The sequence below is a fragment of the Levilactobacillus zymae DSM 19395 genome, assembly GCF_001434115.1.
Classification (GTDB): Bacteria; Bacillota; Bacilli; order Lactobacillales; family Lactobacillaceae; genus Levilactobacillus; species Levilactobacillus zymae.
This window is the reverse complement of the sequence record NZ_AZDW01000037.1, coordinates 42,110-63,249: the sequence shown is the minus strand read 5'-3', so window position 1 is coordinate 63,249 and position 21,140 is coordinate 42,110. Positions and strand designations below refer to the sequence as shown.

Sequence of the window (21,140 nt, the reverse complement as noted above, 5' to 3'; positions counted from 1 at the left end):
CCTCGTTACCTGTATCAATTTCCCTTCCGCTGGAATAACCAATACGTCACGTTCATGTTTTCAAAACTCTGCGTGTGTTGCGCGACGTACCGATAATTGCGGTAAAGAATTTTACTCATCTGGGCGGTTCCCGGATTCAAGTTCCCGTCCGTGATCTGCCCCGGCTTATACGATAGTCCCTTCCAAGCTTGGGGCGACTTCCCCGCGGGCGTGTTAAAGACCACCCATTCCACTTGCTTGTGGCGAATCGCGTTGACCTGTGAATTCAGGATTGTCGGATCGCTCTTGGCCGGAATATTGTAATTCTGGAAGTAATACTGGGTCGGCACGGCCCCCGAGGCGGTGTAAAACCCCATGTCGATTGAGCCATAGTTCAGCAAGGTCATCTTCCCGGTGGTTTGGGCCCGCATTAAGTCACCAAATTCGGTTTGGGCGGGCGCCTGGGGCACCTTGGTGTGCCGATCCGTTACGGACGCGTTATTAGGAAACAGCCGCGAACTGGTGAAGTTGTTGTTGACCCCCAGTACCAAGAAGAGACTGACCAGAATTGTCGCCAGGATGGTCAACGCATCGTCGTCACTGCGAATCGTTTGTCGGTCGAAGAAGAACTTGCAGAAGTAGATTAATGGCAAGACAAAGAACGGGAAGTAGACCAATTGATAGTATTGAAAAACGTTCCCGCTGCTATACCCGTATAGCGCAAAGATGTCGTTGCCCAAGAAGACCAACAGATACAGGCTCTTGGCGAAGGCTCCCGGTAAGATATCCGTCCGGAAGGTGATGGCCAGCGTCCCCACCAGACCCAGCATGAAGAAGACCACGCTAGACAAGAAGAATTGGGACAAGAGGCTGGCCGATTGCACCAGGTTAGCGAAGAACGACACGGACGACGTCATGTAGACCTGCGTGTTAAACAGGAAATACACGGCGATAAAGCTCTTCAACCCGTGGACCACCGCAAAGTAAACGATCCACGGCACCGTTGCCAGCAGAAAGCCGGCGCCACTCCAAAGAATCAGGCGTTGCAACATCTGCCACTTTTTCCGCCGCAACAAATAGACGCCCATGAACAGGTAAAAGGCAATCCAGCCCCCCAGTAACGTGTACTTCGAGAAGAATTCGATCCCGACGAACAGGCCCTGCGCGAAGAACCACCAGGGGCTGACCCGTAAGTGGTGCACCACTAGGAGCATGATCAGATAAATCAGTGACAAAATCAGCGGCAAGGCGAAAAATTCCGCCGTGTCCCCGTAATCGTAATACGGGTGGTACAGGAACAACGCGGGCGATAGAATACCGACTAGCAAGGCTTGCGGCGTGGTCAGTACCAGCTTAGCGATGCGGTACGTCAGATACATTGACGCAATTAGGGTCAGCGACTCGTAGAAGTAAATGAACACAAAGCTCCGTTGCGCCACTAAGTACGCGATGATGTGGAGCAGGTAGATGTACGGCCCCTTCTGTTCGAAGATGTCCTTGTACAAGACCTGACCGTGCGCCATGGCCTTACCCACCGTGAAAAAGGCGTTGTTGTCCGGCGAATAATCGAAGTAAAACGCCGGGGACGTGTACGAACAGATCAACATGATAAAGAAGCCCAGCAGCGTAAACAACGCCAGGTACTGGTATTCCCGATTATTCAATTTTGCTTTTAGTTTAGCCAACACGCACGGTCACCCATTCTCCCCCTGAGGTCAAATCCTCACCGTGGCAACGAGAGTTAGTCTCGCCGCTATTCGGTTCGCATTATGGGGCAGCTAACGGGTGGCTTCAACCATTTCACCGTGAAAAAAAGCCGATCACTAGATCACCTTACAATTAATTTAGTTATTGATTAACCGGCTACCACGTACTTCACAGTGGTTGCCGGGTGTTGGGCGACCAGCAACGTCACGTAAAACGGTCCGGCCGTCAGGGTCCGTAACTGTTGCTTGGAAAGGGTCACCGTCAGTTTTCCCCGCCGAGTGACCCGCACCACCCGCACGACCTGGTGAGCTTGGTCGCGAAGAACCACCGTCATCCCCCGCTGGCCGTGATGAAAGCGCAGCTGCCGTTTCTTCGGTCGAATTGCCTTGAGCCGCAAGGTCGGTCCGACCGGCTGCGACGGGGTCGTTAACGGCCCCTTGGCCACCGGCAGATGCTTCTTCCGGGGCACAATCACAATCGTTTCTTGATCTACCGGTTCGCCACTCGCCGTCGTCATCTGAATCAATTCCCCCAATTTTGCCAACTCCCTTTTAAGTTGATTTACGCTGTATTATACGAGTCGTGGTCCCCCTCACCAAGTCGCAACCCTTCGCTGCGCGCAATTCGCTATGAATTCGCTTGTGGAAAGGGTTTCGCCTGCGTTAGGCCGAAAAAAACGCCGAGGATTGGCATCCCCCGCGTTTTTTTGAAAATCCACTTTGAGTTACTTGAAGATCACGTACTTAACGGTATAGGTCTTGTAGCCCTTTTCGGCAACCGTGAACGTGAAGTACTTGCCGTACTTGGCGAGCTTTTCGGCTTCCTTCTTGCTCAACTTAATGCTGAACTTGCCATCGCGCTTAACGGTAAACTTCGTGACGTATTGGCCCTTGCGGTTCCGCAACGTGACCTTAGCCCCTTTGCGGCCCTTTTGGAAGAGCACGGTGCGGCTATCCTTACGATAACGCAAACGACCCCGCATCTTCTTGGAACTCTTTACGACCTTAGCCGGCTTCTTAGCTGGCTTTTCGGGCTTGCTAGATTCTGCTGAAGAACTGGAGCTAGCCGCCGAACTAGAGCTGGCACTAACTGCCGAACTGGAATCCGCCGTTGGCACTGCGGCATCCCCGCCCCCATCGAAACTAAATGAGGCGTCGTAGGTATCCGATGATGAAGAACTACTGATGCCACTTGCGGCATCAGCTGAAGCCCCGTCCGCATGGGCGGAAGTTGCCGCAACACCCGCCAGTGACAACGCGGCAACTAAAGCTGCAGCATATCCTAAAACTTTTTTCATGAAAACTCCCCCTCAGAGTTTTGGATTATAGTCAGTCGTCACAGGCATTGGCTATCTACAATCCATTCTAGAGGGGGACCCGTTAGAGTCAAGCATTCGCGATTTAGTCGCTAGTCACCGGTTTATCGTGCCGACAAAAGCCGGCCACAATTCCTGTCACATCAGCATTTCAACGACAATTCGGTTGTCAGCGACAATTGAAAGTTAGCTAATTATAACGATTAGTTTTCCATGGCCTCCCCCGCTTAACCGTTTAGCTGTCAGCGGGCCTGATGAGTTTTCCCCTTCGCCATTATGCCAAAAAAAAGAGCCGGCAGTTAGCCGACTCTAGATAACCGATTTTACCCTTAGGTTACTTGCAGACTGGGTTGGAAACCGTGTAGGTCTTGTACCCCTTTTGGGCCACAGAATACTTAAAGGTGGAACATTGGCTAAGCTTCTTAGCTTGGGCCTTAGTCAGCTTCAAGTTAAAGTTCCCCGTGGTTTTCACGTCAAACTTCTTGACGCACTGCTTCTTGCCATTTAAGACGGTTAACTTGGCGTTCTTGCGACCATTCTGGAATTCCAGTTGCCGAGCGTTCTTGGTGTAGTTCGTCCGCAATTTCATTTGCTTAGCCGTGGATAAGGTCTTCACGGATGACTTGCTACCCTGGGCACTCGTTGACGCACACCCACCTAAAGCTAACACAGCAGCGACACCAGCAACATAACCTAAAATCTTTTTCATAAAGAACTCCCCCTAGAAATAGATCGGTAGTCACCTCTGGCTATCTGCAACCCAGTCTAGAGGGCCGGTGATTCAGAGTCAAGACAGCCGTTCGACTTAGTTTTTGAGGCGGTCACTGACGGGCCCCCGTCACCGTTAAACGCCTTAGCCACGGGCTTTAGCCGCCAATTTGGTTAAGGCCGCTGATTAGCCATACTCCCCGCTCGACGGCACAAAAAAAGGCCACCCGCGGGCAGTCTCAGAAAGGTTAACGTTACTTCGTCGTCGCCGTTGAGACGTGGGGGAAGTAAACGGAATCGTTAGCGGATAAGCCAGCGTTCACGTGCGTTAAGTTCTTGACGTTTTCACTCCGGTAGACCGGCTTGATCGTGGTATCAGCACTAGCGGTCGCAGCGACTCCAGCTAAGCCTAAAATGACAACAACGCCGGTAACGGCACCAAAAATTTTTTCCATGAAAGTATCTCCTAATCAAATGATTTCTCTATATCCTCTATGCAAGTTTCATTCTATAAAGTCCTGAAACGTCTGTCAAGAGCGGATACGCTTCCAATTTTCACGAAACCCCTTTTATTTTTGTGAAAGCCATTTTCTTGCTATAAATGGATTTATAGCCCCACTTCACAAGCTCTCATCCGTTCCCATAACTAGTCAATCGAATTGAAAACTAACTGAAAAAGGTCAGCAAAAAAGAGCTATCACCAGCGATAGCTCCCGTCAATTATTTCAAAATCACGCACTTCACGGTATACGGCCGCATGCCACTTTGGGTCACGGTATACTCAAACGTCCGGGTCGCCCCTAGTTGCCGCGCCTGCGCTCGAGTCAGCTTGACCGTTAAGCGACCGTCCTTAGTGATGGTCAAGCGCTTGACACAACGTTGGTGCCCATTACGTAAGGTCAAGACCGCGCCCCGTTGAGCCTTCAAGAAGGTCAACGTCCGGCCGTTACGGTGATACCGGGAACTCAAGCGTAGTTGTCGCGTGGCGGGGACCCGGGTCTGGGCCGCCGCATGGGCGGTTACCGTGTGTGAACTGGCAATCTGTGGAAAGTAAACCGAATCATCGTCGGCGAGTTGCCCGTTAGCGGTCGCCGTGGCGGTCAACTGGGCGTTGTCGATGCCCGGATTTCCCGTCGTTCCGTCGGCATTCGCGGTCGCGGCCACACCAATCAACGCCAACGCCGCAACCAAACCCGTTGCACCAGTTAAAATCTTATTCATGAGAACTCCCCCAATCATGACTGTGACTATCGTGGCTAACCGATCCCCAGTCGGCTATCCGACCCCCATAGTAGAAAGGCTTTAGGGCCAGGTCAATCATTCCGCTTGCGAAACGTCACCCAACGGTTAGCGCCTCCCCCATCCTGGCGAAACGCCGGTAGCCCGGCCGATTGCGGGCCAGTGGCTTGGTAGGCTGGCTAAACATACCAGCCGCCGTATCCGGCAAAAACGCCAACGACAAACAAAAAGTGCCATCCCCAATCAGGAGATGACACTTGCCGTTAATTTAGGTTTACCCGAAGAACCCACCGCGAATGTTGTAGCGGCGACGTAACCAGACCATCCCGGCAATCGATAATAAGCCGACGATGATACTTGGCCACGGCATCAACACGGGGTTGATGGCCTTAGGCAATAATTGAGCGAAGTAGAAGAGAACCATCCACACCGCGAACCCTAACAGGGTAAAGAGAAACCGAATCCAGCCGTTGAAGCGGTGCTTAATCTTAGGGTCAAACAACTTGGGCATGACCGGCAACAGGAACCCGGCAATCAGGGCACTGACCAAGATGGCCGTGATCCCCACGGGGCTACTGGTTTGCATCAGTTTTGGCGAGAAGAGGTACATCACCCCGAACAACAGCGTGAAGATCATGAAGAACGTCAACGCGTTGTAGGCCATGTTGGGCCAGTAATCGGGACCCCCGAAGACCTTGGTCTCGGCCTCACGCTTGGGACCGTCGACCACGTAAGCGACCCGGCTTGCGATGTCGCCGTAAAGGTTCTTGGCGGTCTTCCCACTCTTCTGCCCTTCGACCAGTTCGTTGACCATTTCTTGCACGGCTGCGGCCTTCTTTTCGGGCGTCAGCTTGGTGTCTTCTAAGGCCTTGTTGAAGCGGAACATGTAGTCGGCGTTTCGCTTGGTCAGTCCCAAGTTGTCAAACGCCGTGCGCTCGTTGGTGGCCACGGCATTACGATTTTGATGCACGTCCGCATTCCGCGGCCGCGACTTTGGCTTGTTTTCACTCATAGTTGAATCCCTTCTAAACGTTGAAGCGGAATTCGACAATGTCGCCGTCCGTCATCACGTAATCCTTACCTTCGACCCGCAGCTTGCCGGCTTCCTTGACGGCCGCTTCGGTCTCGTACTTGTCTAAATCGTCAAACGCCATGACTTCGGCCCGGATGAAACCCCGTTCGAAGTCGGAGTGAATGATTCCCGCGGCTTGGGGCGCCTTGGTGCCGGCCTTGTAGGTCCAAGCCCGGGTTTCCTTACCCCCAGCCGTGAAGAACGTTTCTAGGCCTAAGAGGTGGTAAGAGGCCCGAATCAACCGGTTCAAACCGGGCTCTTCAACGCCTTCCGCTTCCAGGAAGTCCTTCTTTTCGTCATCGTCGAGTTCGGCGATTTCTTCTTCGGCTTCGGCAGCCACGGCAATGGCTTCGGCGCCTTCCTTGGCGGCGTAGTCCTGAATCGTCTTGAAGTACTTGGAATTTTCGGGGTCGGCCATGTCATCTTCGGCAATGTTCGCCACGTAGAGAACCGGCTTCGAGGTCAGCAGGAACAGGCCCTTGACGATCTTCTGTTCGTCTTCGTCAAAGTCTAACGTCCGCACGGCACCCCCGTTTTCGAGGACCGGCTTGATCTTTTCGAGGACGGCCAATTCGGCCTTGGCTTCCTTGTCGCTCCCCTTGGCAGCCCGTTGGACCTTGGCCAAGCGCTTGTTTACGGCGTCCAGGTCGGACAGTCCGAGTTCCAAGTTGATGGTCTCGATGTCGTCGATGGGGTCGACTTTCCCAGTCACGTGGGTGATGTTATCGTCGTCAAACGCCCGCACCACGTGGACGATGGCGTCCACCTGCCGGATGTTTTCCAGGAATTGGTTCCCCAGACCTTCACCCTTGCTGGCTCCCTTGACGATTCCGGCGATGTCGGTAAATTCAAACGTTGTCGGGACGACCTTCTTGGCGGGAATCAGTTCTTGAATCCGGTCCAAGCGGGCATCCGGCACTTCGACCATGCCGACGTTGGGGTCGATCGTGGCGAATGGGTAGTTGGCCATTTCGGCACCGGCATTGGTAATCGCGTTAAATAAGGTTGACTTCCCCACGTTAGGCAAGCCAACGATCCCTGCAGTTAATGACATAACTCTTATTCACTCTTTTCTGAATTTTCGGCATCGGCCTTGCGGACCAATACCTTCTTTAGTTTCTTCTCAAACTCACGCCGTGACAGCATCACCACGTGGCCGCAGTTGGTACACTTGATCTTGATATCCGCGCCCATCCGGGTGATTTCCCAGCGGTTGGCACCACATGGGTGGGGCTTCTTCATTTCAACCACATCGCCTAAGTCGTACATCGTATCCCTCCGTTAGTTCGATTGAATGTTCAGCAACGTCAAAATGCGGTTCAGATCATCGTTGGACAGGTATTCGATTTCGATGTGTCCCGTGTGATCCTGATGGTTATTCTCGTTGATCGACACCTGAGTGCCAAAGTGTTCCTGGAGTTGGTTCTCCGTGGACCGCAAGAACGGTGACTTCTTCTTGGCGGGTTTCTTGGCCGCCTTCTTGGCCGCCCCGTTGAGCTTGCTGACCTCGGCCTCTAAGGCCCGCACGGTCATCCCCTCGGAAACGGCCCGCTTGGCCAGCGCTACCAGCTTACTCTTGTCTTTTAAGGACAGTAGCGTCCGGGCTTGGCCCATCGACAACTGGTTGTGTTGCAACATATCCTTGACGGCCTTAGGCAAGCCCAATAACCGCAAGTAGTTAGCGATGTAGGGCCGACTCTTGCCCAGTCGTTCGGAGACCTGGGCCTGCGTCAAGGTGAGCTTAGTCATCAAGGTATCGTAGGCTTCGGCTTCTTCCAGGGGGGTCAGGTCTTCGCGTTGCAGGTTTTCTAGCACCGCGATTTCCATCATTTGTTCTTCGGTCACGTCGCGGATGATGCCGGGAATCGTGACCTTGCCCGCCATCTTAGACGCTCGGAAACGCCGCTCGCCCGCTAAGATTTCGTAACGGTTGGCCCGCTTATCCGGTTGGCGAACGATGATGGGTTGAAACACCCCGGTCTTTTCGATGGACGCGGCGAGATCCGCCAGGCCCTTGTGATCGAATTTTTGACGGGGTTGGTACGGGTTGGGCACGATGTCCGCCAGCGTCAAATCGACCACGGTCTCTTCGCCGGTGTCGACGCCGTTTTCAGCGAACAGCGCGTCGATCCCGCGCCCTAAACTTTTCTCTTTCTTACTTGCCATGGGCAGCTAGCACTTCCTTTGCGAGTTCAGTGTACACCTCTGCCCCCTTAGATTTCGGGGCATAATCAATAATCGGCATCCCGTGACTCGGAGCCTCGGCCAGTTGCACGTTTCGGGGAATGATCGTGTCGTAGACCTTGTTTTGGAAATACTTTTTCACTTCGGCGTTGACCTGCTTGCCCAGGTTGGTCCGGGCATCGTATAAGGTCAACAGGACCCCTTCAATTTTCAAGTTACGGTTGAAGTGCTTTTGCACCAGCTTGACCGTGTTCAATAACTGGGTCAACCCTTCCAACGCGTAGTATTCGCTTTGGACCGGAATCAGAATCGAATCGGCCGCGGTAAACGCGTTGATGGTCAGCAGTCCTAACGACGGCGGACAATCGATCAAAATGTAATCGTAGTCGTCGCGCACTTCGTCGAGGGCGGCCTTTAGGCGGGTTTCTCTGGCCATCATGGGAGTCAATTCAATTTCGGCCCCCGAAAGCTGGATGGTAGCCGGAACGACGTCTAATCCCGCATGTTGGGTCGGCAAAATGGCGTCACGGATTGGAATCTCATCAACCAGAACGTTATAGATTTCGCGTTGAATCGACGCCTTTTGAATACCAACCCCGCTGGTGGCGTTTCCCTGCGCATCCGTATCGACCAACAAGACTTTCTTTCCGTCCGTGGCCAAAGCGGCGCCCAGGTTCACCCCGGTGGTCGTCTTGCCGACGCCCCCCTTTTGGTTGGCTAATGCGATGATATAGCCCATACTTCGTTCCACCTCTAGCTTTCTTTTGGAATGTCAATAATAATGCGGTAACGGTCCGCCGTTTCTTCTTCTTTGGTGGTCAGCGGAAGTCCCGCATCGGTCACCATCTTTACCGATTGGCGGATGGTGTTGACCGCCACGCGGGTGTCGCCGTTCACGCCCTGCTTGGTGACCTTCCGCCGCCGTTTCACCTTTTGCGGCGCCAAATCGGCAATCAACGCCTCGGTCTCCTTAACCGTCAACTGCCGATCGATGATCTGATGCAGAACGGTCGCCTGTTGTTCGGGCGCCACCGTCAATAAAGCCCGGCCGTGACGCTCGGTGATCTGACGGTTCAGGATGGCCTGCCGCACGGGGTCACTTAGCTTTAGCAACCGCAGCTTGTTGGCCACGAAGCCCTGACTCTTCCCGATGCCTTGGGCCAGTTGGACCTGCGTCAGATGGTTCAACGTCATCAACTGTTGGTAGGCCGTAGCCTCCTCGATGGCAGTGAGTTCTTCTCGTTGCAGGTTTTCAATCAGCGCCATCGAGGCGGTCTCATCGTCGTTAAGGTCTTCAATGATGGCCGGGACCTCGGTCCACTGGAGCTTGGACACCGCCCGAAACCGCCGTTCGCCGGCGATGATCTCATAGTGGTCGGGTTCGTACTGCCGCAAGACGATGGGTTGAAGTAACCCGTGGTCCTGGATGGTTTGCGCTAACTCACCAATGGCCGTCGCGTCAAACCGTTGTCGTGGCTGGAACCGATTCGCAATGATCTGCGCCACCGGAATCATCACCACGTTTTGCTTCACGGGATGACTCGGACGGGCGTCCTTATCCCGGTTATTTCCAAATAATGAAAATGGCAAATTATCTTACCTCCACTCCATTAATCTTCCAACGGTTCCCGGTTAGGCGTTCCCGCCTTCCGAGGGTACCGTTTCGGCGTGTGCTTCACCTTGTCGATCACCACGATGTGCCGGGGATCCTGGGATTCCGGCAGTTGGAACTCGTGGTCGGCGGTTAACTGACCGCCTAACGTGGTGATGGCCTTGTGACTGACCGCCAGTTCGTCGGCCGTCTTCGCCGCCTTTAAGGCGACAAACTGGCCGCCCACCTTGGTCAACGGTAAGCAAAGCTCGCTTAGCACGGACATCCGGGCCACGGCCCGCGCCGTGACCAGGTCAAAGGCTTCCCGGTAGTCCGAACGCTTGCCACCAAATTCCTCGGCCCGCGCGTGATGGAATGCCACTCCGCTAAGGTTCAACTTGGCCGCCAACTCGTTCAAAAAGGTGATTCGCTTGTTCAACGAATCCACGATGGTAACCTGAAGTTGCGGAAAGACGATCTTCAACGGTAAGGACGGGAACCCCGCCCCGGCCCCGACGTCGCACAACGTCAAAGGTTGGTCGCGTAACGCCGGCAGATAAAAGGCCGGGGTCAGCGAGTCATAGAAGTGCTTCAAATAAACTTCTGGGGCGGCCGTGATCGTGGTCAAGTTCACGTGTTCGTTGGTCGCCACTAAAAATTGATAGTACGTCGCAAACTGCTGCTCCTGTTCGGGGGTCAGCGTGATCCCTTGGGCGGCCAGTGCGGCCCGAAATTCTTCTGGATTCATGTTTAATCTCCCAGTCCACTTCTGTGAAACAATTGTTTCACGTTTGCTTATACTTTACCTTACTTATGAGGGAAACGCAACCGCGCCCCCCACCACATCGTTTCCTATTATACCGAAAAGCGGGGTCACATGAAACGGCTACCCCCATAAAAAATCAGGGAAACAACTGGGAAGTTATTCCCAGCGTTTCCCTGATTTTTTATAATATTTCCCCGGTTATGCTCACCGGGGACGCAGTAGCCGCGGTCGGTGCTTAGTAAAGCCGGTATTGCCCACCGGGATCACCGCCTGGACCATGGGATCAAAGCGAAGTGGCCGCACCGTCACACTAGCGATGCCCCGCTCAATGGTGATCACGTTGTAGCTCACGGCCACGTGAACCTCGTGCTGGTGTGGGTCGCGACAATCGATGTAGGTCGATGCCGCCCCCGCCACGGTTACCGGCAGCGTATTATCCACTAAATAATTGGCGGCAAAGTGCAAGTGGCCCGCGAAGATGCCCCCCACGTTATGTCCGTGCAGAATGGCGAGCAGCTCCCGGTTGTTCTGCAGAAGCGTGTAACGCAGGTTACGCAAGGCCGGCGCGTCCAGTGGGTGATGCAGAAAAATAAAGGCGCGCCGCCGGGGGGCGAGGTGCAAACTTTTGTTCAACCAGTCGAGTTGGTCGCGGACCAGCCAACCGGCTGACCGCCGCGTTTCCCATTTCGAATCTAAGAAATAAAAATCCATGTTTTGGTGGTTCTGCTTATACGCGTAATACGGGCGGGCAGCTTGACCTAAGTAGCCCGCATTAAAGGCGTCGCGGTTGTCTTGGTCGCCCAAGATGACCTGAATCGGCGCGTTCAATCGCTCGCTTTGCTGTGTCAGGTATGTCCGTAACCACCGGTAATCCGCCTCGCTGCCCCGCTGAATCAAGTCGCCACCGATAACGATCAAATCCGGTTGCGTTCCCTGATTAGCGATGTCATCAAAGACCAGTTGCAGATTCGCGACTGCCGCGGTCCCCGCCGTCGGTAGTGGTGGTGTGAGTTGCACATCGGACACGTGAATCACTGTATATTTGTTCATCCAACGTTGCCCCTATCGCACTGAAAATTGTGGCCGCCGGACTCCGGCCGTCGACCACACCTAGTTGTCTCCCCTAAGCATAGCGACTTTATGTAAATTATTGGTATGGTCCGTGTCAACATCGTGTAAAGTTTCCGCAAATACCGCACAAACCAAGATAGCAAAAAAATCGTGCTAACCCCGCTCTCATGGCGGACATTAACACGATCCAACGGAAAGACTAGCGACGATGATGGGCTGGCTTAGAAAGCCATAACATCGGTAACCAGGTCAAAATTAACAAGATTAAGGTTTCGGTATCCATGACAGACATGCAAACCATCTTCTTTCCCCCTGATTCACCCTTATCATAGCAAGCCAACGTCGCGTTTCCGTATCGTTAGGTTGTCGTTTGTGTAAAGATTCCAAAAAACGTCCCGTCACCGGTCAGGCAACGGAACGTTTTCCACGCATTGCTTGGCAAAATCCGCCAAACTAATCGTTTACTTACATCTTAATGTTCTTAACTTCTTCCATGAACCAGTCGTTGAAGGCTTGGTCGTCGATGTCGACAGACACCTTAGCGTTGGTCTTACCGTTGTGGTAAGCCCCCCGGATATCGCCAACGGTTTCCCCAATCGCTGGACCTTGAGTGACCACGTCGACCCACATGTCTTCGGTCGTAATGGCTTCTGGGTGCAAGAGGTAGAAGATGGTGTTGACGTCGTGCATCGCACTCCCCTTGTCGTTGTGGTCCCCATCGTTAATGATGATGTCGTGCAACATTTGCCCGGCTTCATTTAAGTGTTGGAGTTTTTCGATGTTTTCGTTGGTCAGTAAGGCCTTCATGGTGATGTCCAAGCCCACCATAACGATTGGAATACCGGACTTGTAGACGATGGCGGCGGCATCTGGGTCGGTGAAGACGTTGAATTCGGCCGCACTGGTCATGTTCCCCTTGCCTAAGGCACCACCCATGGCCACGATCCGGTCGATGTGGCTCTTTACTTCTGGGTATTCGGAGAAGAGTAAGGCGATGTTGGTATACGACCCCGTTGGAACCAAAGTAATTGGGTCGTTGCTGGCCATGATTTCGTCATGTAAGGCTTCCACGGCCGTCTTGTTCAACGGCTTAGGCAGGTCTTCTGGGAAATCGTAACCGGGCATCCCGGATTCCCCGTGAATCCGCGCAGCATCTTCAAAGTCCTTGAACAGTGGTTGTTCGGCACCAGCCGCCACTGGGATGTCTTGGTTGAAGAACCGCACGATCTTCAAGGCATTCTTGGTGGTCTTGTCGACCGTCACATTACCCGCCACCGTGGTGATCAACTTCAAGTCAATCTTAGGGTCGTTGATCGCCATGGTTAAGGCAGCAGCATCGTCAATTCCGGGGTCGGTATCCATTAAAATCTTAATCGTCATTTTTATTTCCTCCTAAAAAGTACTCAAATTTCACAGCTCGTAACCGCTTACGTTTTACCGGGAAAGCACGCCCTACTAGAGCATGGCACTAAAGACCAAGTCCAGTAGGAACAGTACTCCCAGCAGGTAAACTGGCCAGGTCAAGGTTTTACCCTTGCCGATGGCGAGTTTCATAATCGGGTAAGCCACAAAGCCAAAGGCCAATCCGGTCGAAATACTATTGGTGAATGGAATCAACACGATGATTAAAAACGCGGGGAACCATTCGGAGAAGTCCGCCATCTGAATGTTACCGATAGCGGCCATCATTAACGCCCCCGTAATGATAATCACGGGCGCAATCGCCGCAGACGGCACGTAGGCCAGTAGCGGCACGAAGATCAGTGACAGGGCAAACAGGACGGCGGCGACTAACGCCATAATCCCGGTCCGGCCCCCACTTTCGATCCCCGAAGCACTTTCGGCGGCCGCCACAGTTGGGCTGGTCCCCATAAAGCCGGAGAGGAAGGTGGTGACGGAACTCCCTTCGAAGGTCTTCTTAAACTTCTGCTTGTTCGGGAGTAACCCTTGCAAGAGGCCCATCGACTCGAACACCAGAATCATGGTCATCGAAAAGGCGGCCAAGATAAACGGCGTGCTAATCAAGTGGGAGAAGTCGTTTTGGAACACGATCTTATGGTATTGCCCCAAGCGCGCCAAATCCACATTGGGTGTGTCACTGTCTTTGACGCCCAAGAAGAACGCCAGCAGACTAGTGGCAATGATGGCAATGAAGAAGTTCCCTTTAATCTTTCGCAGATACAGAATCAAACTCAAGACTAAGCCAAACAACGCGAGTAACGGCGTTGGCTTGGTCAAGTCCCCCAACACGATCAGTGACGATTTACCGGCGACGATCAGGCCCGCTTTTTCCAGGCCGATTTCGACCAAGAAGAGCCCAATTCCCGCGGTAATCCCACTCTTCAGCGATTCGGGAATCGCCTCCGAGAGAATCGTCGACACCTTGGTGAAGGCGATCAACATGTACGCAAAACTGGCAACGGCCGCGATTCCCAAGGCTTCCTGCCAACTGAGGCCCATGTTGACCACAATCGTGTAGGTAAAGAAGGCGTTGACTCCCATTCCCGGCGTCAAGATGATTGGGGCGTTGGACCAGAAGGCCATAATCAGACACCCAATCACGGACGAGAAGATCGTCGCAAAGACACTCAGGTCGGTCGGAATCCCCGCATCCTTCAGAATCAGCGGGTTCACAATAATAATGTAGGAGATGGCAAAGAAGCCCGTCACGCCCGCAATGATTTCGTTGCGAACGACCTCCTTATCTCGCAAGGCTTCACGGAGCGTCATGTTGTTGGCCCGTTCAATGGCCGATTCCGCTCGTTGCGCCTGCGCTTGTTGCTTATCCATAGATTTCCCTATCTTTCAATACGCCACAACCCGACGTACAGACTTCACGGGCTTTGCAACCGAATGGTCTCACGCACCCGGCTGGGTTTCACTCCCCTGCTAGGAAGGTCGGCACCCGTACGGCCGATGACGCGCATCAGCCGAAACCTCGTCTAAACTAAACCACGAGGTCACCTGACACAGATAGCCCAGTGGCCAGGCCCCTGGGCTATCTTTTCAAAACAGTTTAATGCAAATTGATTACCAAACGAAGATCCCAACGATCCCGGCAGAAAGCAAGGAAACCAGAATCCCGGAAAGTAACATGTAACCAACGTTCTTAGAAATCAAGTCGTTGTTTTCTTGGTCGACAATCCCCTTGAAACAACCGATGATCATACCAGTCGTAGAGAAGTTGGCGAAGGAAGTTAAGAAGACCGTCAGAATTGCGCGGTAGTGAGCGGAGAAGGCACCAGTGTTGATGGTGGAAGCAATCTTACCCATAACCACGAATTCGTTCGTGACTAACTTAGTCCCCATGTATTGGGCAAATTCGAACGCGTCGTGCACGTTCAGACCCATTAACCAAGCAAATGGGAACATGATGATCCCTAAGATGTGTTCCAAAGACAGCCATGGGTTGAATAAGCCCAACAGCTTATCGATCAAGGCAGCTAAGGCAACGAAGGCGATAACGTTAGCGGCGATGATCAAGATCAGACGACCGGCACCCAAGATAGAGTCACCCAAGAAGGAGAAGAATGGTTCCTTCTTGCCGTCTTCTTCAACACCCTCAGTAGCGGCGCTGGCACTGGAGCCACCAATCTTAGCGATGGTGTCTTCTTCAGGAGCCACGTCAACGGGGTTCAATAAGTTCGTGACAATGATTGCGTTTAAGATGTTAATTGGAACGGCCGTCAAAACGAATTGACCAGGAACCATTTGGGTATAAGCCCCCAGAATGGACGCCGTGATACATGACATGGACATCATGGCCAGCGTTAAGTTCCGTTCCTTACGCATACTCTTTAATTGTAATTGGGAAACGGCTAAGGCTTCAGTGTTCCCTAAGAACATCATTTCAACGGAGAAGAATGATTCGAACTTTGGTTGACCGGTAATGAAGGAAAGGCCACGACCAACCCACTTGATGATCCAAGGTAAGACCCCGATGTAAGTCAGGATATCGAACATTGGAACAACCAATAAAATTGGCAGCAATGAACTCGTAACGAAGTTCATTGACTTAGCGGTCCCACCGAATTCCGGCGTAACCCAGTTAGGTAAGGCGAAGACGATCCCTTGGTAAGCCACTTGGACTAACCAGTTGAACCCATCGGCCGCACCCTTAACAATGTCTTGCCCGATACTGAAACTCGTGAAGAACCAGGCTAATACGACGTTAAGTACTAACACGATACCCACTGAACGCCAGTGGATCTTTTTCTTATTCTTGGAGAAAAGAAAGGCAATAGCGAGGTAAACGATTACCCCGAGAATATTAATTGCGACTAACATTGGTCAAAATACCTCTTTCCGATATTGTTTAACGTGGCGTGGCGCCCCACTGCCCACGTTAGGACACGATGTTACTTGCAGAAACTATGTACGCATAATTCCTGTCACGAACGACACCGGTTCAACGGGAAAGCCTAACGGGATTGGTGAAATTTGAATAAGTGATATACCTGCCGTTAGTCCTTGCGCTTTACGCCGTTGAAGCGGCTTGATGCTGTCCCTCACCCCCTTTCAAGGATTTGTTCGCTAGATTTGCGTAATTTCATTTAATAAACTATGTCCGGCGCTGGTCGCGGCCACCCCGTAGTTCTCGAGGATGGTGGCGCCCACGTCGGCTAAGGTCCGCCGAATGCCTAAGGCAAAACCGTTGGCCCGTGATGGGGAGTACACCAGCAACGGGAGATACTCCCGCGTCGGCGTTAAGCCGAAGGTCGGGTCGGCGGCGTGGGTGGCCGTGACGATCAAGAGGTCGTTCGCCCCCATATCGTGGACCACCTGTTCCAGGTAATGGTCGGCCGCCGTCAACGCGGTACCGAAACCCATCAGGTCCTGATGCTCGCCGGCAAACCGCATCTCCGGCAAAGAGATGTAAGTCAACCCGGAAGCCGGATCGTTCAACCGCTCGTAGAGAATCCGGAAACTAGCCTGGTTACTACCGACCTGATACCGGCTGGCCGGCGTCTGGGTAGCTAAGTAGCTAAGAAACGGTCCCGCTAAGGTCACGGGATAACCCGCGGCCGTCAACGTGGTAAACACGTTTTCCGTGCGAATCTCTCCGGTGTAATCCCACATCTCCCGCAGCCCCGTGGGCCGCCGGTTCCCCTGAGCCGCCATGTGCAGGCGCCCGTAGAACCCTAAGGGATGGTCGACCGGTTCAACGCCGGCGACGGGATGGTCAATCCGAATATTGCCCAGACCTAATTGCTGTAATGTTGGGAGCTTTAGTTGACCGGGCCAACTAACTGCGACATGGCCGAGCGTATCGGCACCTACGGATTGAAAGCGGTTGGCATCGGACGCTTCGCCTAATCCCAAACCGGCAAAATCAACAACGAAAATGCGATGAAAGGCCACGTGACTCACTCCCTCTTCCCATAACGGTGTTTTCCGAACTAGATTCGTTGTGGGCCTTAGTAATAATATACCTTTTCAATAAAGCGCTGTAAATCCCCGATTTAAGAAAATCGTAAAAAGCCGGTTTTTCCGAACATTATGCCCATTAACTGCTTAGTGGTTAAGACCGTCAAATCAGCGTTTCGAAACCGTTATCATTTAAGTTAAAAGGATTTACGTGGGGCAATTTACCCGGAATCCCCGTCTTAGGTGGGGGGACTGAGCCTGAACGTTTGTTTAGATTATGGCCTTAACTAATGGGTCCACCGACTAACTCGAGGGGTCAAAAATAGACTTCAAGTTTGATAAAGAATCAACTTGAAGTCTACTCGGTCGTAGAAAGGTAGGCGTGATCCCGGAATTTCCGTCTTGTAATCTTAATAATTCTTAATCGCCTCATACACTATATTTTTCCGACTGAACTGACGCAACCATTCTCATCCATTTAATTTCTGGCTACCGTTTTCAGTGTTTCCTTAATTCCTTCATCAACCCGTTCAGTCAACGCTCTAACGATTCTTCTTGAAATCCTCGCATGATCCTGACTAAGCTGACCTCCGAGCTCTAGGTGTAACTTTGTTTATCCATCTCAGAACAATTTTCACGGTGTTGCTAAAACCCTATTCAATTCTTGTGAAGTGCCTAAACCCTGAAGCTTTACGTTTGTTTCTTCCTAGAGTTCGTTAGAAGGTTTACCTGTTGGTTCTGACGCATGGTGCTAAATCCTGAAGCTGTAACTTGTGGAACATGGTGCTTGGTACTGGTGTTCGTACTTCTAAACCAGACTTACGTCAAAACGGAAATCGGCTTTACGAAACTGACACGTTGTATCAACTAGATCAAGTGGTACTTGTTACTGAATTGACCACCCCTGATCCTTTCTACGCCTATAATATAACACGAGTTGTAAGCGGTTGCAACCAAAATATTCAAAAATTTATCGCCCGCTTAATTAGCCGAAAATTGGTCAAAAAAAGTGCCGCCACCACCAGGATGTCGACACTCGGTTCGCATAGCCCATAACCAACGGCCACAAAACTTATAGGTTCTTGTTTGGAGGAAAGGTTCTATAATGCGGACTCAGTATGATTATAAGTTATCCGTTAAGTAAGGTACTTACTGCTATGCGCTATCTTTAAACGCACACTTTAGTTATACAGCGAATCGTCCTAAATTGCACACTTTTTGCTTGTTTAGATGACTAAGCCCTAATTTCCTAGTACCAGGCTGGCTTGTCGCCGTCGGTATTCGGTTTGTTAACCCCCAGCGATTCGCGCACGTGTTGGCTAGGATCTGCGACCAGCTTGGTGACCACCGCCGCGATACTCTTCCGTGAGACCTCGGTGCCCTTGAAGGGTTCGTTCTTCTGAGTGGTTTCGTAGGCCACTTCGTCGTGGTTCGACAACCAGGCCGGCCGGATGATCGTGTAGTCGAGCGGCGAACCCTCAATGACCTTCGCCGCAGCTGCATAGGTCTCCAGGTAGCCGCCGTCCAGCATCTGATGGTTCCACCGACCATAGGCGCCAGGGACTTCGTCGTAAATGCCCAACGTGGAAATCCAGATCAGCCGCTTAACGCCGGCCTGCCCCATCGCGGTCACTACCGCTTGTGCCTGGGCTTCGATATTGTGCCCCGCCAGGTTCGCGTACACCACGTCAATCCCGGCCATGGCTTGCGTCAGGTCGTTGACGTTAGCAGCGTCGCCGTCGACAACCGTGACCCGGTCGCTAGCGGCGTCGCTTAAGCGTTGCGCGTTCCGTAAGAAGAGGGTCAACTTTGCGTCGGTGTCGGCGAGCAACATTGCCGTAGCTAACCGGGCGATCTTACCGTGAGCACCAAGAACTAATACGTTTGTCATGAGAACAAAACCCCTTTATGATTGATTTGTTGTCTATACTGTAACTCTGATAATTACATTATGCAACTCACACGTCTCACCGAAACGACTAATTACCCTGTAATATTATAGAAAAATAAAAACCACCACCCAACATAACGTTAGGTGGTGGCGCTTTGGTTCCAAACTAGATTAACATCAGGGTCACGCCAGCCAGCGGGGTCAGGGTATCACCCAAGTCTCCGAAGACCAGTTCCTTTTGAAAAACTGGGGCTGCGAGTTCCGTGAGGTTCGTTTTCTCGATGACTAGATGATAACGTCCCCGCTTATCCTTGCTTAGTTCGTAGTTGATGAACTCCTGCTCTGGCGCATAGTCTGCGAAGCGTGCCGCAAAGTGGCCCAGTTGATGGGAAACCACCAGGCGAATTCCGTTTTCATCTCTAAAAATATGCAAAATTGTTCACTCCTATATTCAATAAACTGACTACTGGACGCGCAGATGGCCAATGGCCCCCGCCGTCGGGACTTCCGATCGGCAGTCGCATTCTCGTCCTGCGGCCAATCACGTGGAAGCTGAGGGGGATTGTCGCCCCTAAAATTTCACCATGTACGTCGATTGTACCATATTTGACTGAGAAATTTGCAGGGGCCCCGAAAAATGACCCGTAATTCACGAAAAGCCACGTTTAGTGCTTGCATCGGCCCCCTAAAAAATGGTCTAATATTATTAATAATTCCGACAATAATTAATCATTAATTGCCGGTTGGAGGGTGACATATATTGGCGAATACCAAGAATAGTCAGGCGGCCAAGATCCGTAAGCAGATCATTGCCTGGCTACAAGATGAGGATAAAATTGAGGTCGTGTCCGAGCAGCGGTTCCCCGGTATCCGGGGCATCCGGGCCGTGCAATTACGGCAGATGTTAGGCGAACAGGGTTACCCGCAGACCGCCGTCATGGGGGCCGTCTCCGCGGCACCGTCCATCGACCACCGAATCCAAAAGGCGGCTTTAAAGCCGCGCGAAGTCTACTATTACTTCGTGGCCGACGCGGACGTCAAACCAGCGAAGGACTCCGCTACGTCAGCTGTCCCAGCGACCAAGTCGTCCCGCACGTCGACGCCCGGGGTCGGCTTGACCGCCACGTCAGCGTTCGCCGCCCTCCACACGGCCAACGACCGGTTGGACCAGGCCGTCGACGACCTACTGACCGCCGCACAATCCCAGGCACCGCTAAGTGATCTAGAAATCGATTTTTTGACGGATCTAGCCACTCAAACGGCCAAACAAAGCGAACTCTTACAGAAATTCGCCACCCAAGAACGGATTGCCCAACTCCGTCACCATTAGGGTACTTTGATAGTTTATAAGGTGATTCCCTTAATAATTATCTTAAATAAAAAAACATTCCGATTTTTCTTGACTTTTTAGCTCGTTGCCATTACCCTGTTATAAATTACTTTTATGGGGGACGATCATTCATGGCTTTACACGAAAATGACCGGGTTTATTGTAAGGAAACGGAACTGTTTTCAACGTCATTCTACGGCTCCGTCACCAAGGTTTACGAACACTCTGTCTTGGTTAAGGTAGAACCGGAACAATTAAAGAAGAAAGAAACGGACAAGATTGATTCTTTCGGTGATCTCGTGGTCATCCGCCAAACGGAACTCCAATTGGTGAACGACGCTGGCGAGGCCATCGCAGAACCCGTCGACGAAAAGGTCGAAGCTGCTGAATAAGCGGCCCCGACACAAAAAGGTCGAGACACCAAGTGTCTCGGCCTTTTTGTCTGACCTCAAGTCGTGTTTAGCCTTGAGCTGGCTTCACGTAGGTGGCTAACTTCGCCATTAGTTGCGGGAGCTCGTGGGCTAAGACCAGACTCACGTGTTCGTGAATGGCCTCGCCCTGCGGCGTAATCTGAAAGACGTGGTACCGCCGATCGGTCGGCAAGGTTTCGTCTTGGATGTAGCCGCCTTTAAGTAACCGGCTGATTTGAATCGAAATCATGGATTGACCGACGTGCAACCGCCGAGACAATTCACTGGTACTGGTCTTTTCGTGAACCAGCTCGTGTAAAATTCGATATTGTTCAAACGTGACCGCGTCCCCACTGCTCGGTCGTTTGATAAAGGGTCGTAGGATAGAATTCAGTTGGTGAATCCGCTCAATATCCATGGCCATTTCATCTTCTGTCATGCTGCTCTTCCTCCTCATGCCGGCCATTTCTGGGTGACAAGCCGGGAAATGGTCGTCGTAAACATTAGTCA

Annotated in this window: 23 protein-coding genes; 2 read left to right on the top strand and 21 right to left on the bottom strand. The window is 52.3% G+C overall.

Annotated elements, in window-relative coordinates; genetic code table 11:
- Positions 1 to 14: 14 nt before the first annotated feature.
- The 20 genes from FD38_RS09275 to FD38_RS09180 form a co-directional block, all read right to left on the bottom strand.
- A complete protein-coding gene (locus FD38_RS09275) occupies positions 15 to 1,667 on the bottom strand; it encodes an ArnT family glycosyltransferase (RefSeq protein WP_057733538.1) in 1,653 nt (550 codons plus the stop codon).
- Between the two features lie 167 nt (positions 1,668 to 1,834).
- Entirely contained in the window at positions 1,835 to 2,221 is a 387-nt protein-coding gene (locus tag FD38_RS09270) for a hypothetical protein (RefSeq protein ID WP_057733537.1), read from the bottom strand.
- A gap of 189 nt (positions 2,222 to 2,410) precedes the next feature.
- Positions 2,411 to 2,983, bottom strand: a complete 573-nt coding sequence (locus FD38_RS09265) for a hypothetical protein (RefSeq protein WP_057733535.1) — start codon at positions 2,981 to 2,983, stop codon at positions 2,411 to 2,413.
- A 352-nt stretch (positions 2,984 to 3,335) separates the two neighbouring features.
- On the bottom strand, positions 3,336 to 3,710 hold the full coding sequence (locus tag FD38_RS09260) for a hypothetical protein (RefSeq protein WP_057733533.1): 375 nt from the start codon (positions 3,708 to 3,710) through the stop codon (positions 3,336 to 3,338).
- A 253-nt stretch (positions 3,711 to 3,963) separates the two neighbouring features.
- On the bottom strand, positions 3,964 to 4,164 hold the full coding sequence (locus FD38_RS09255) for a hypothetical protein (protein WP_057733530.1): 201 nt from the start codon (positions 4,162 to 4,164) through the stop codon (positions 3,964 to 3,966).
- Positions 4,165 to 4,429: 265 nt separating this feature from the next.
- Complete coding sequence (locus tag FD38_RS09250) at positions 4,430 to 4,930, bottom strand: hypothetical protein (RefSeq protein ID WP_057733529.1); 501 nt, start codon at positions 4,928 to 4,930, stop codon at positions 4,430 to 4,432.
- 292 nt (positions 4,931 to 5,222) lie between these two features.
- Complete coding sequence (locus FD38_RS09245) at positions 5,223 to 5,960, bottom strand: DUF1129 domain-containing protein (protein WP_057733527.1); 738 nt, start codon at positions 5,958 to 5,960, stop codon at positions 5,223 to 5,225.
- Between the two features lie 13 nt (positions 5,961 to 5,973).
- Positions 5,974 to 7,074 (bottom strand): redox-regulated ATPase YchF, encoded by a 1,101-nt coding sequence (ychF, locus tag FD38_RS09240; protein WP_057733525.1) that lies wholly within the window; start codon positions 7,072 to 7,074, stop codon positions 5,974 to 5,976.
- A 5-nt stretch (positions 7,075 to 7,079) separates the two neighbouring features.
- Positions 7,080 to 7,289: a DUF951 domain-containing protein gene (locus FD38_RS09235; protein ID WP_024747235.1), complete on the bottom strand. Its 210-nt coding sequence runs from the start codon at positions 7,287 to 7,289 to the stop codon at positions 7,080 to 7,082.
- Positions 7,290 to 7,301: 12 nt separating this feature from the next.
- Positions 7,302 to 8,186 carry a ParB/RepB/Spo0J family partition protein gene (locus FD38_RS09230; RefSeq protein WP_057733522.1) on the bottom strand — a complete coding sequence of 295 codons (885 nt, stop codon included), beginning with the start codon at positions 8,184 to 8,186 and terminating at the stop codon, positions 7,302 to 7,304.
- Entirely contained in the window at positions 8,176 to 8,943 is a 768-nt protein-coding gene (locus FD38_RS09225; RefSeq protein WP_057733520.1) for a ParA family protein, read from the bottom strand. Before FD38_RS09225 ends, FD38_RS09230 begins: the two co-directional genes overlap by 11 nt.
- 14 nt (positions 8,944 to 8,957) lie before the next feature.
- Positions 8,958 to 9,794, bottom strand: coding sequence for a nucleoid occlusion protein (gene noc, locus FD38_RS09220; RefSeq protein WP_057733518.1), 837 nt, complete (start codon positions 9,792 to 9,794; stop codon positions 8,958 to 8,960).
- A 20-nt stretch (positions 9,795 to 9,814) separates the two neighbouring features.
- The gene (gene rsmG, locus FD38_RS09215) at positions 9,815 to 10,543 is read right to left on the bottom strand and encodes a 16S rRNA (guanine(527)-N(7))-methyltransferase RsmG (RefSeq protein WP_057733516.1); all 729 of its coding nucleotides are present in this window, start codon (positions 10,541 to 10,543) and stop codon (positions 9,815 to 9,817) included.
- Between the two features lie 222 nt (positions 10,544 to 10,765).
- Positions 10,766 to 11,611, bottom strand: coding sequence for a metallophosphoesterase family protein (locus tag FD38_RS09210; protein ID WP_057733515.1), 846 nt, complete (start codon positions 11,609 to 11,611; stop codon positions 10,766 to 10,768).
- Positions 11,612 to 12,097: 486 nt separating this feature from the next.
- Complete coding sequence (gene rihC, locus FD38_RS09205) at positions 12,098 to 13,012, bottom strand: ribonucleoside hydrolase RihC (protein ID WP_057733513.1); 915 nt, start codon at positions 13,010 to 13,012, stop codon at positions 12,098 to 12,100.
- A gap of 75 nt (positions 13,013 to 13,087) precedes the next feature.
- Positions 13,088 to 14,422 (bottom strand): NCS2 family permease, encoded by a 1,335-nt coding sequence (locus FD38_RS09200; RefSeq protein WP_057733511.1) that lies wholly within the window; start codon positions 14,420 to 14,422, stop codon positions 13,088 to 13,090.
- Positions 14,423 to 14,662: 240 nt separating this feature from the next.
- The gene (locus FD38_RS09195; protein ID WP_057733509.1) at positions 14,663 to 15,919 is read right to left on the bottom strand and encodes a NupC/NupG family nucleoside CNT transporter; all 1,257 of its coding nucleotides are present in this window, start codon (positions 15,917 to 15,919) and stop codon (positions 14,663 to 14,665) included.
- A 246-nt stretch (positions 15,920 to 16,165) separates the two neighbouring features.
- On the bottom strand, positions 16,166 to 16,993 hold the full coding sequence (locus FD38_RS09190) for an alkaline phosphatase family protein (protein ID WP_057733507.1): 828 nt from the start codon (positions 16,991 to 16,993) through the stop codon (positions 16,166 to 16,168).
- A gap of 1,255 nt (positions 16,994 to 18,248) precedes the next feature.
- Positions 18,249 to 18,890 (bottom strand): SDR family oxidoreductase, encoded by a 642-nt coding sequence (locus FD38_RS09185; protein WP_057733506.1) that lies wholly within the window; start codon positions 18,888 to 18,890, stop codon positions 18,249 to 18,251.
- A 166-nt stretch (positions 18,891 to 19,056) separates the two neighbouring features.
- Complete coding sequence (locus tag FD38_RS09180; protein ID WP_057733504.1) at positions 19,057 to 19,323, bottom strand: hypothetical protein; 267 nt, start codon at positions 19,321 to 19,323, stop codon at positions 19,057 to 19,059.
- 327 nt (positions 19,324 to 19,650) lie between these two features.
- On the opposite strand from FD38_RS09180, the gene FD38_RS09175 reads away from it, so the two are divergent.
- Positions 19,651 to 20,220, top strand: coding sequence for a hypothetical protein (locus FD38_RS09175; RefSeq protein ID WP_057733502.1), 570 nt, complete (start codon positions 19,651 to 19,653; stop codon positions 20,218 to 20,220).
- Between the two features lie 131 nt (positions 20,221 to 20,351).
- A complete protein-coding gene (locus FD38_RS09170) occupies positions 20,352 to 20,612 on the top strand; it encodes a hypothetical protein (RefSeq protein ID WP_057733500.1) in 261 nt (86 codons plus the stop codon).
- Between the two features lie 67 nt (positions 20,613 to 20,679).
- Here FD38_RS09170 and FD38_RS09165 read toward each other — a convergent pair whose 3' ends face one another.
- Positions 20,680 to 21,069 carry a MarR family winged helix-turn-helix transcriptional regulator gene (locus FD38_RS09165; RefSeq protein ID WP_057733498.1) on the bottom strand — a complete coding sequence of 130 codons (390 nt, stop codon included), beginning with the start codon at positions 21,067 to 21,069 and terminating at the stop codon, positions 20,680 to 20,682.
- Positions 21,070 to 21,140 lie beyond the last annotated feature (71 nt).

Bases quoted from the DNA above. Each gene is read 5' to 3' on its own strand.
- ychF (WP_057733525.1), bottom strand. From the start codon at position 7,074: ATGTCATTAACTGCAGGGATCGTTGGCTTGCCTAACGTGGGGAAGTCA.
- FD38_RS09210 (WP_057733515.1), bottom strand. From the start codon at position 11,611: ATGAACAAATATACAGTGATTCACGTGTCCGATGTGCAACTCACACCA.
- FD38_RS09260 (WP_057733533.1), bottom strand. From the start codon at position 3,710: ATGAAAAAGATTTTAGGTTATGTTGCTGGTGTCGCTGCTGTGTTAGCT.
- FD38_RS09235 (WP_024747235.1), bottom strand. From the start codon at position 7,289: ATGTACGACTTAGGCGATGTGGTTGAAATGAAGAAGCCCCACCCATGT.
- FD38_RS09255 (WP_057733530.1), bottom strand. From the start codon at position 4,164: ATGGAAAAAATTTTTGGTGCCGTTACCGGCGTTGTTGTCATTTTAGGC.
- rihC (WP_057733513.1), bottom strand. From the start codon at position 13,012: ATGACGATTAAGATTTTAATGGATACCGACCCCGGAATTGACGATGCT.
- rsmG (WP_057733516.1), bottom strand. From the start codon at position 10,543: ATGAATCCAGAAGAATTTCGGGCCGCACTGGCCGCCCAAGGGATCACG.
- FD38_RS09170 (WP_057733500.1), top strand. From the start codon at position 20,352: ATGGCTTTACACGAAAATGACCGGGTTTATTGTAAGGAAACGGAACTG.
- FD38_RS09225 (WP_057733520.1), bottom strand. From the start codon at position 8,943: ATGGGCTATATCATCGCATTAGCCAACCAAAAGGGGGGCGTCGGCAAG.
- FD38_RS09245 (WP_057733527.1), bottom strand. From the start codon at position 5,960: ATGAGTGAAAACAAGCCAAAGTCGCGGCCGCGGAATGCGGACGTGCAT.
- FD38_RS09195 (WP_057733509.1), bottom strand. From the start codon at position 15,919: ATGTTAGTCGCAATTAATATTCTCGGGGTAATCGTTTACCTCGCTATT.
- FD38_RS09265 (WP_057733535.1), bottom strand. From the start codon at position 2,983: ATGAAAAAAGTTTTAGGATATGCTGCAGCTTTAGTTGCCGCGTTGTCA.
- FD38_RS09165 (WP_057733498.1), bottom strand. From the start codon at position 21,069: ATGACAGAAGATGAAATGGCCATGGATATTGAGCGGATTCACCAACTG.
- FD38_RS09185 (WP_057733506.1), bottom strand. From the start codon at position 18,890: ATGACAAACGTATTAGTTCTTGGTGCTCACGGTAAGATCGCCCGGTTA.
- FD38_RS09200 (WP_057733511.1), bottom strand. From the start codon at position 14,422: ATGGATAAGCAACAAGCGCAGGCGCAACGAGCGGAATCGGCCATTGAA.
- FD38_RS09250 (WP_057733529.1), bottom strand. From the start codon at position 4,930: ATGAATAAGATTTTAACTGGTGCAACGGGTTTGGTTGCGGCGTTGGCG.
- FD38_RS09230 (WP_057733522.1), bottom strand. From the start codon at position 8,186: ATGGCAAGTAAGAAAGAGAAAAGTTTAGGGCGCGGGATCGACGCGCTG.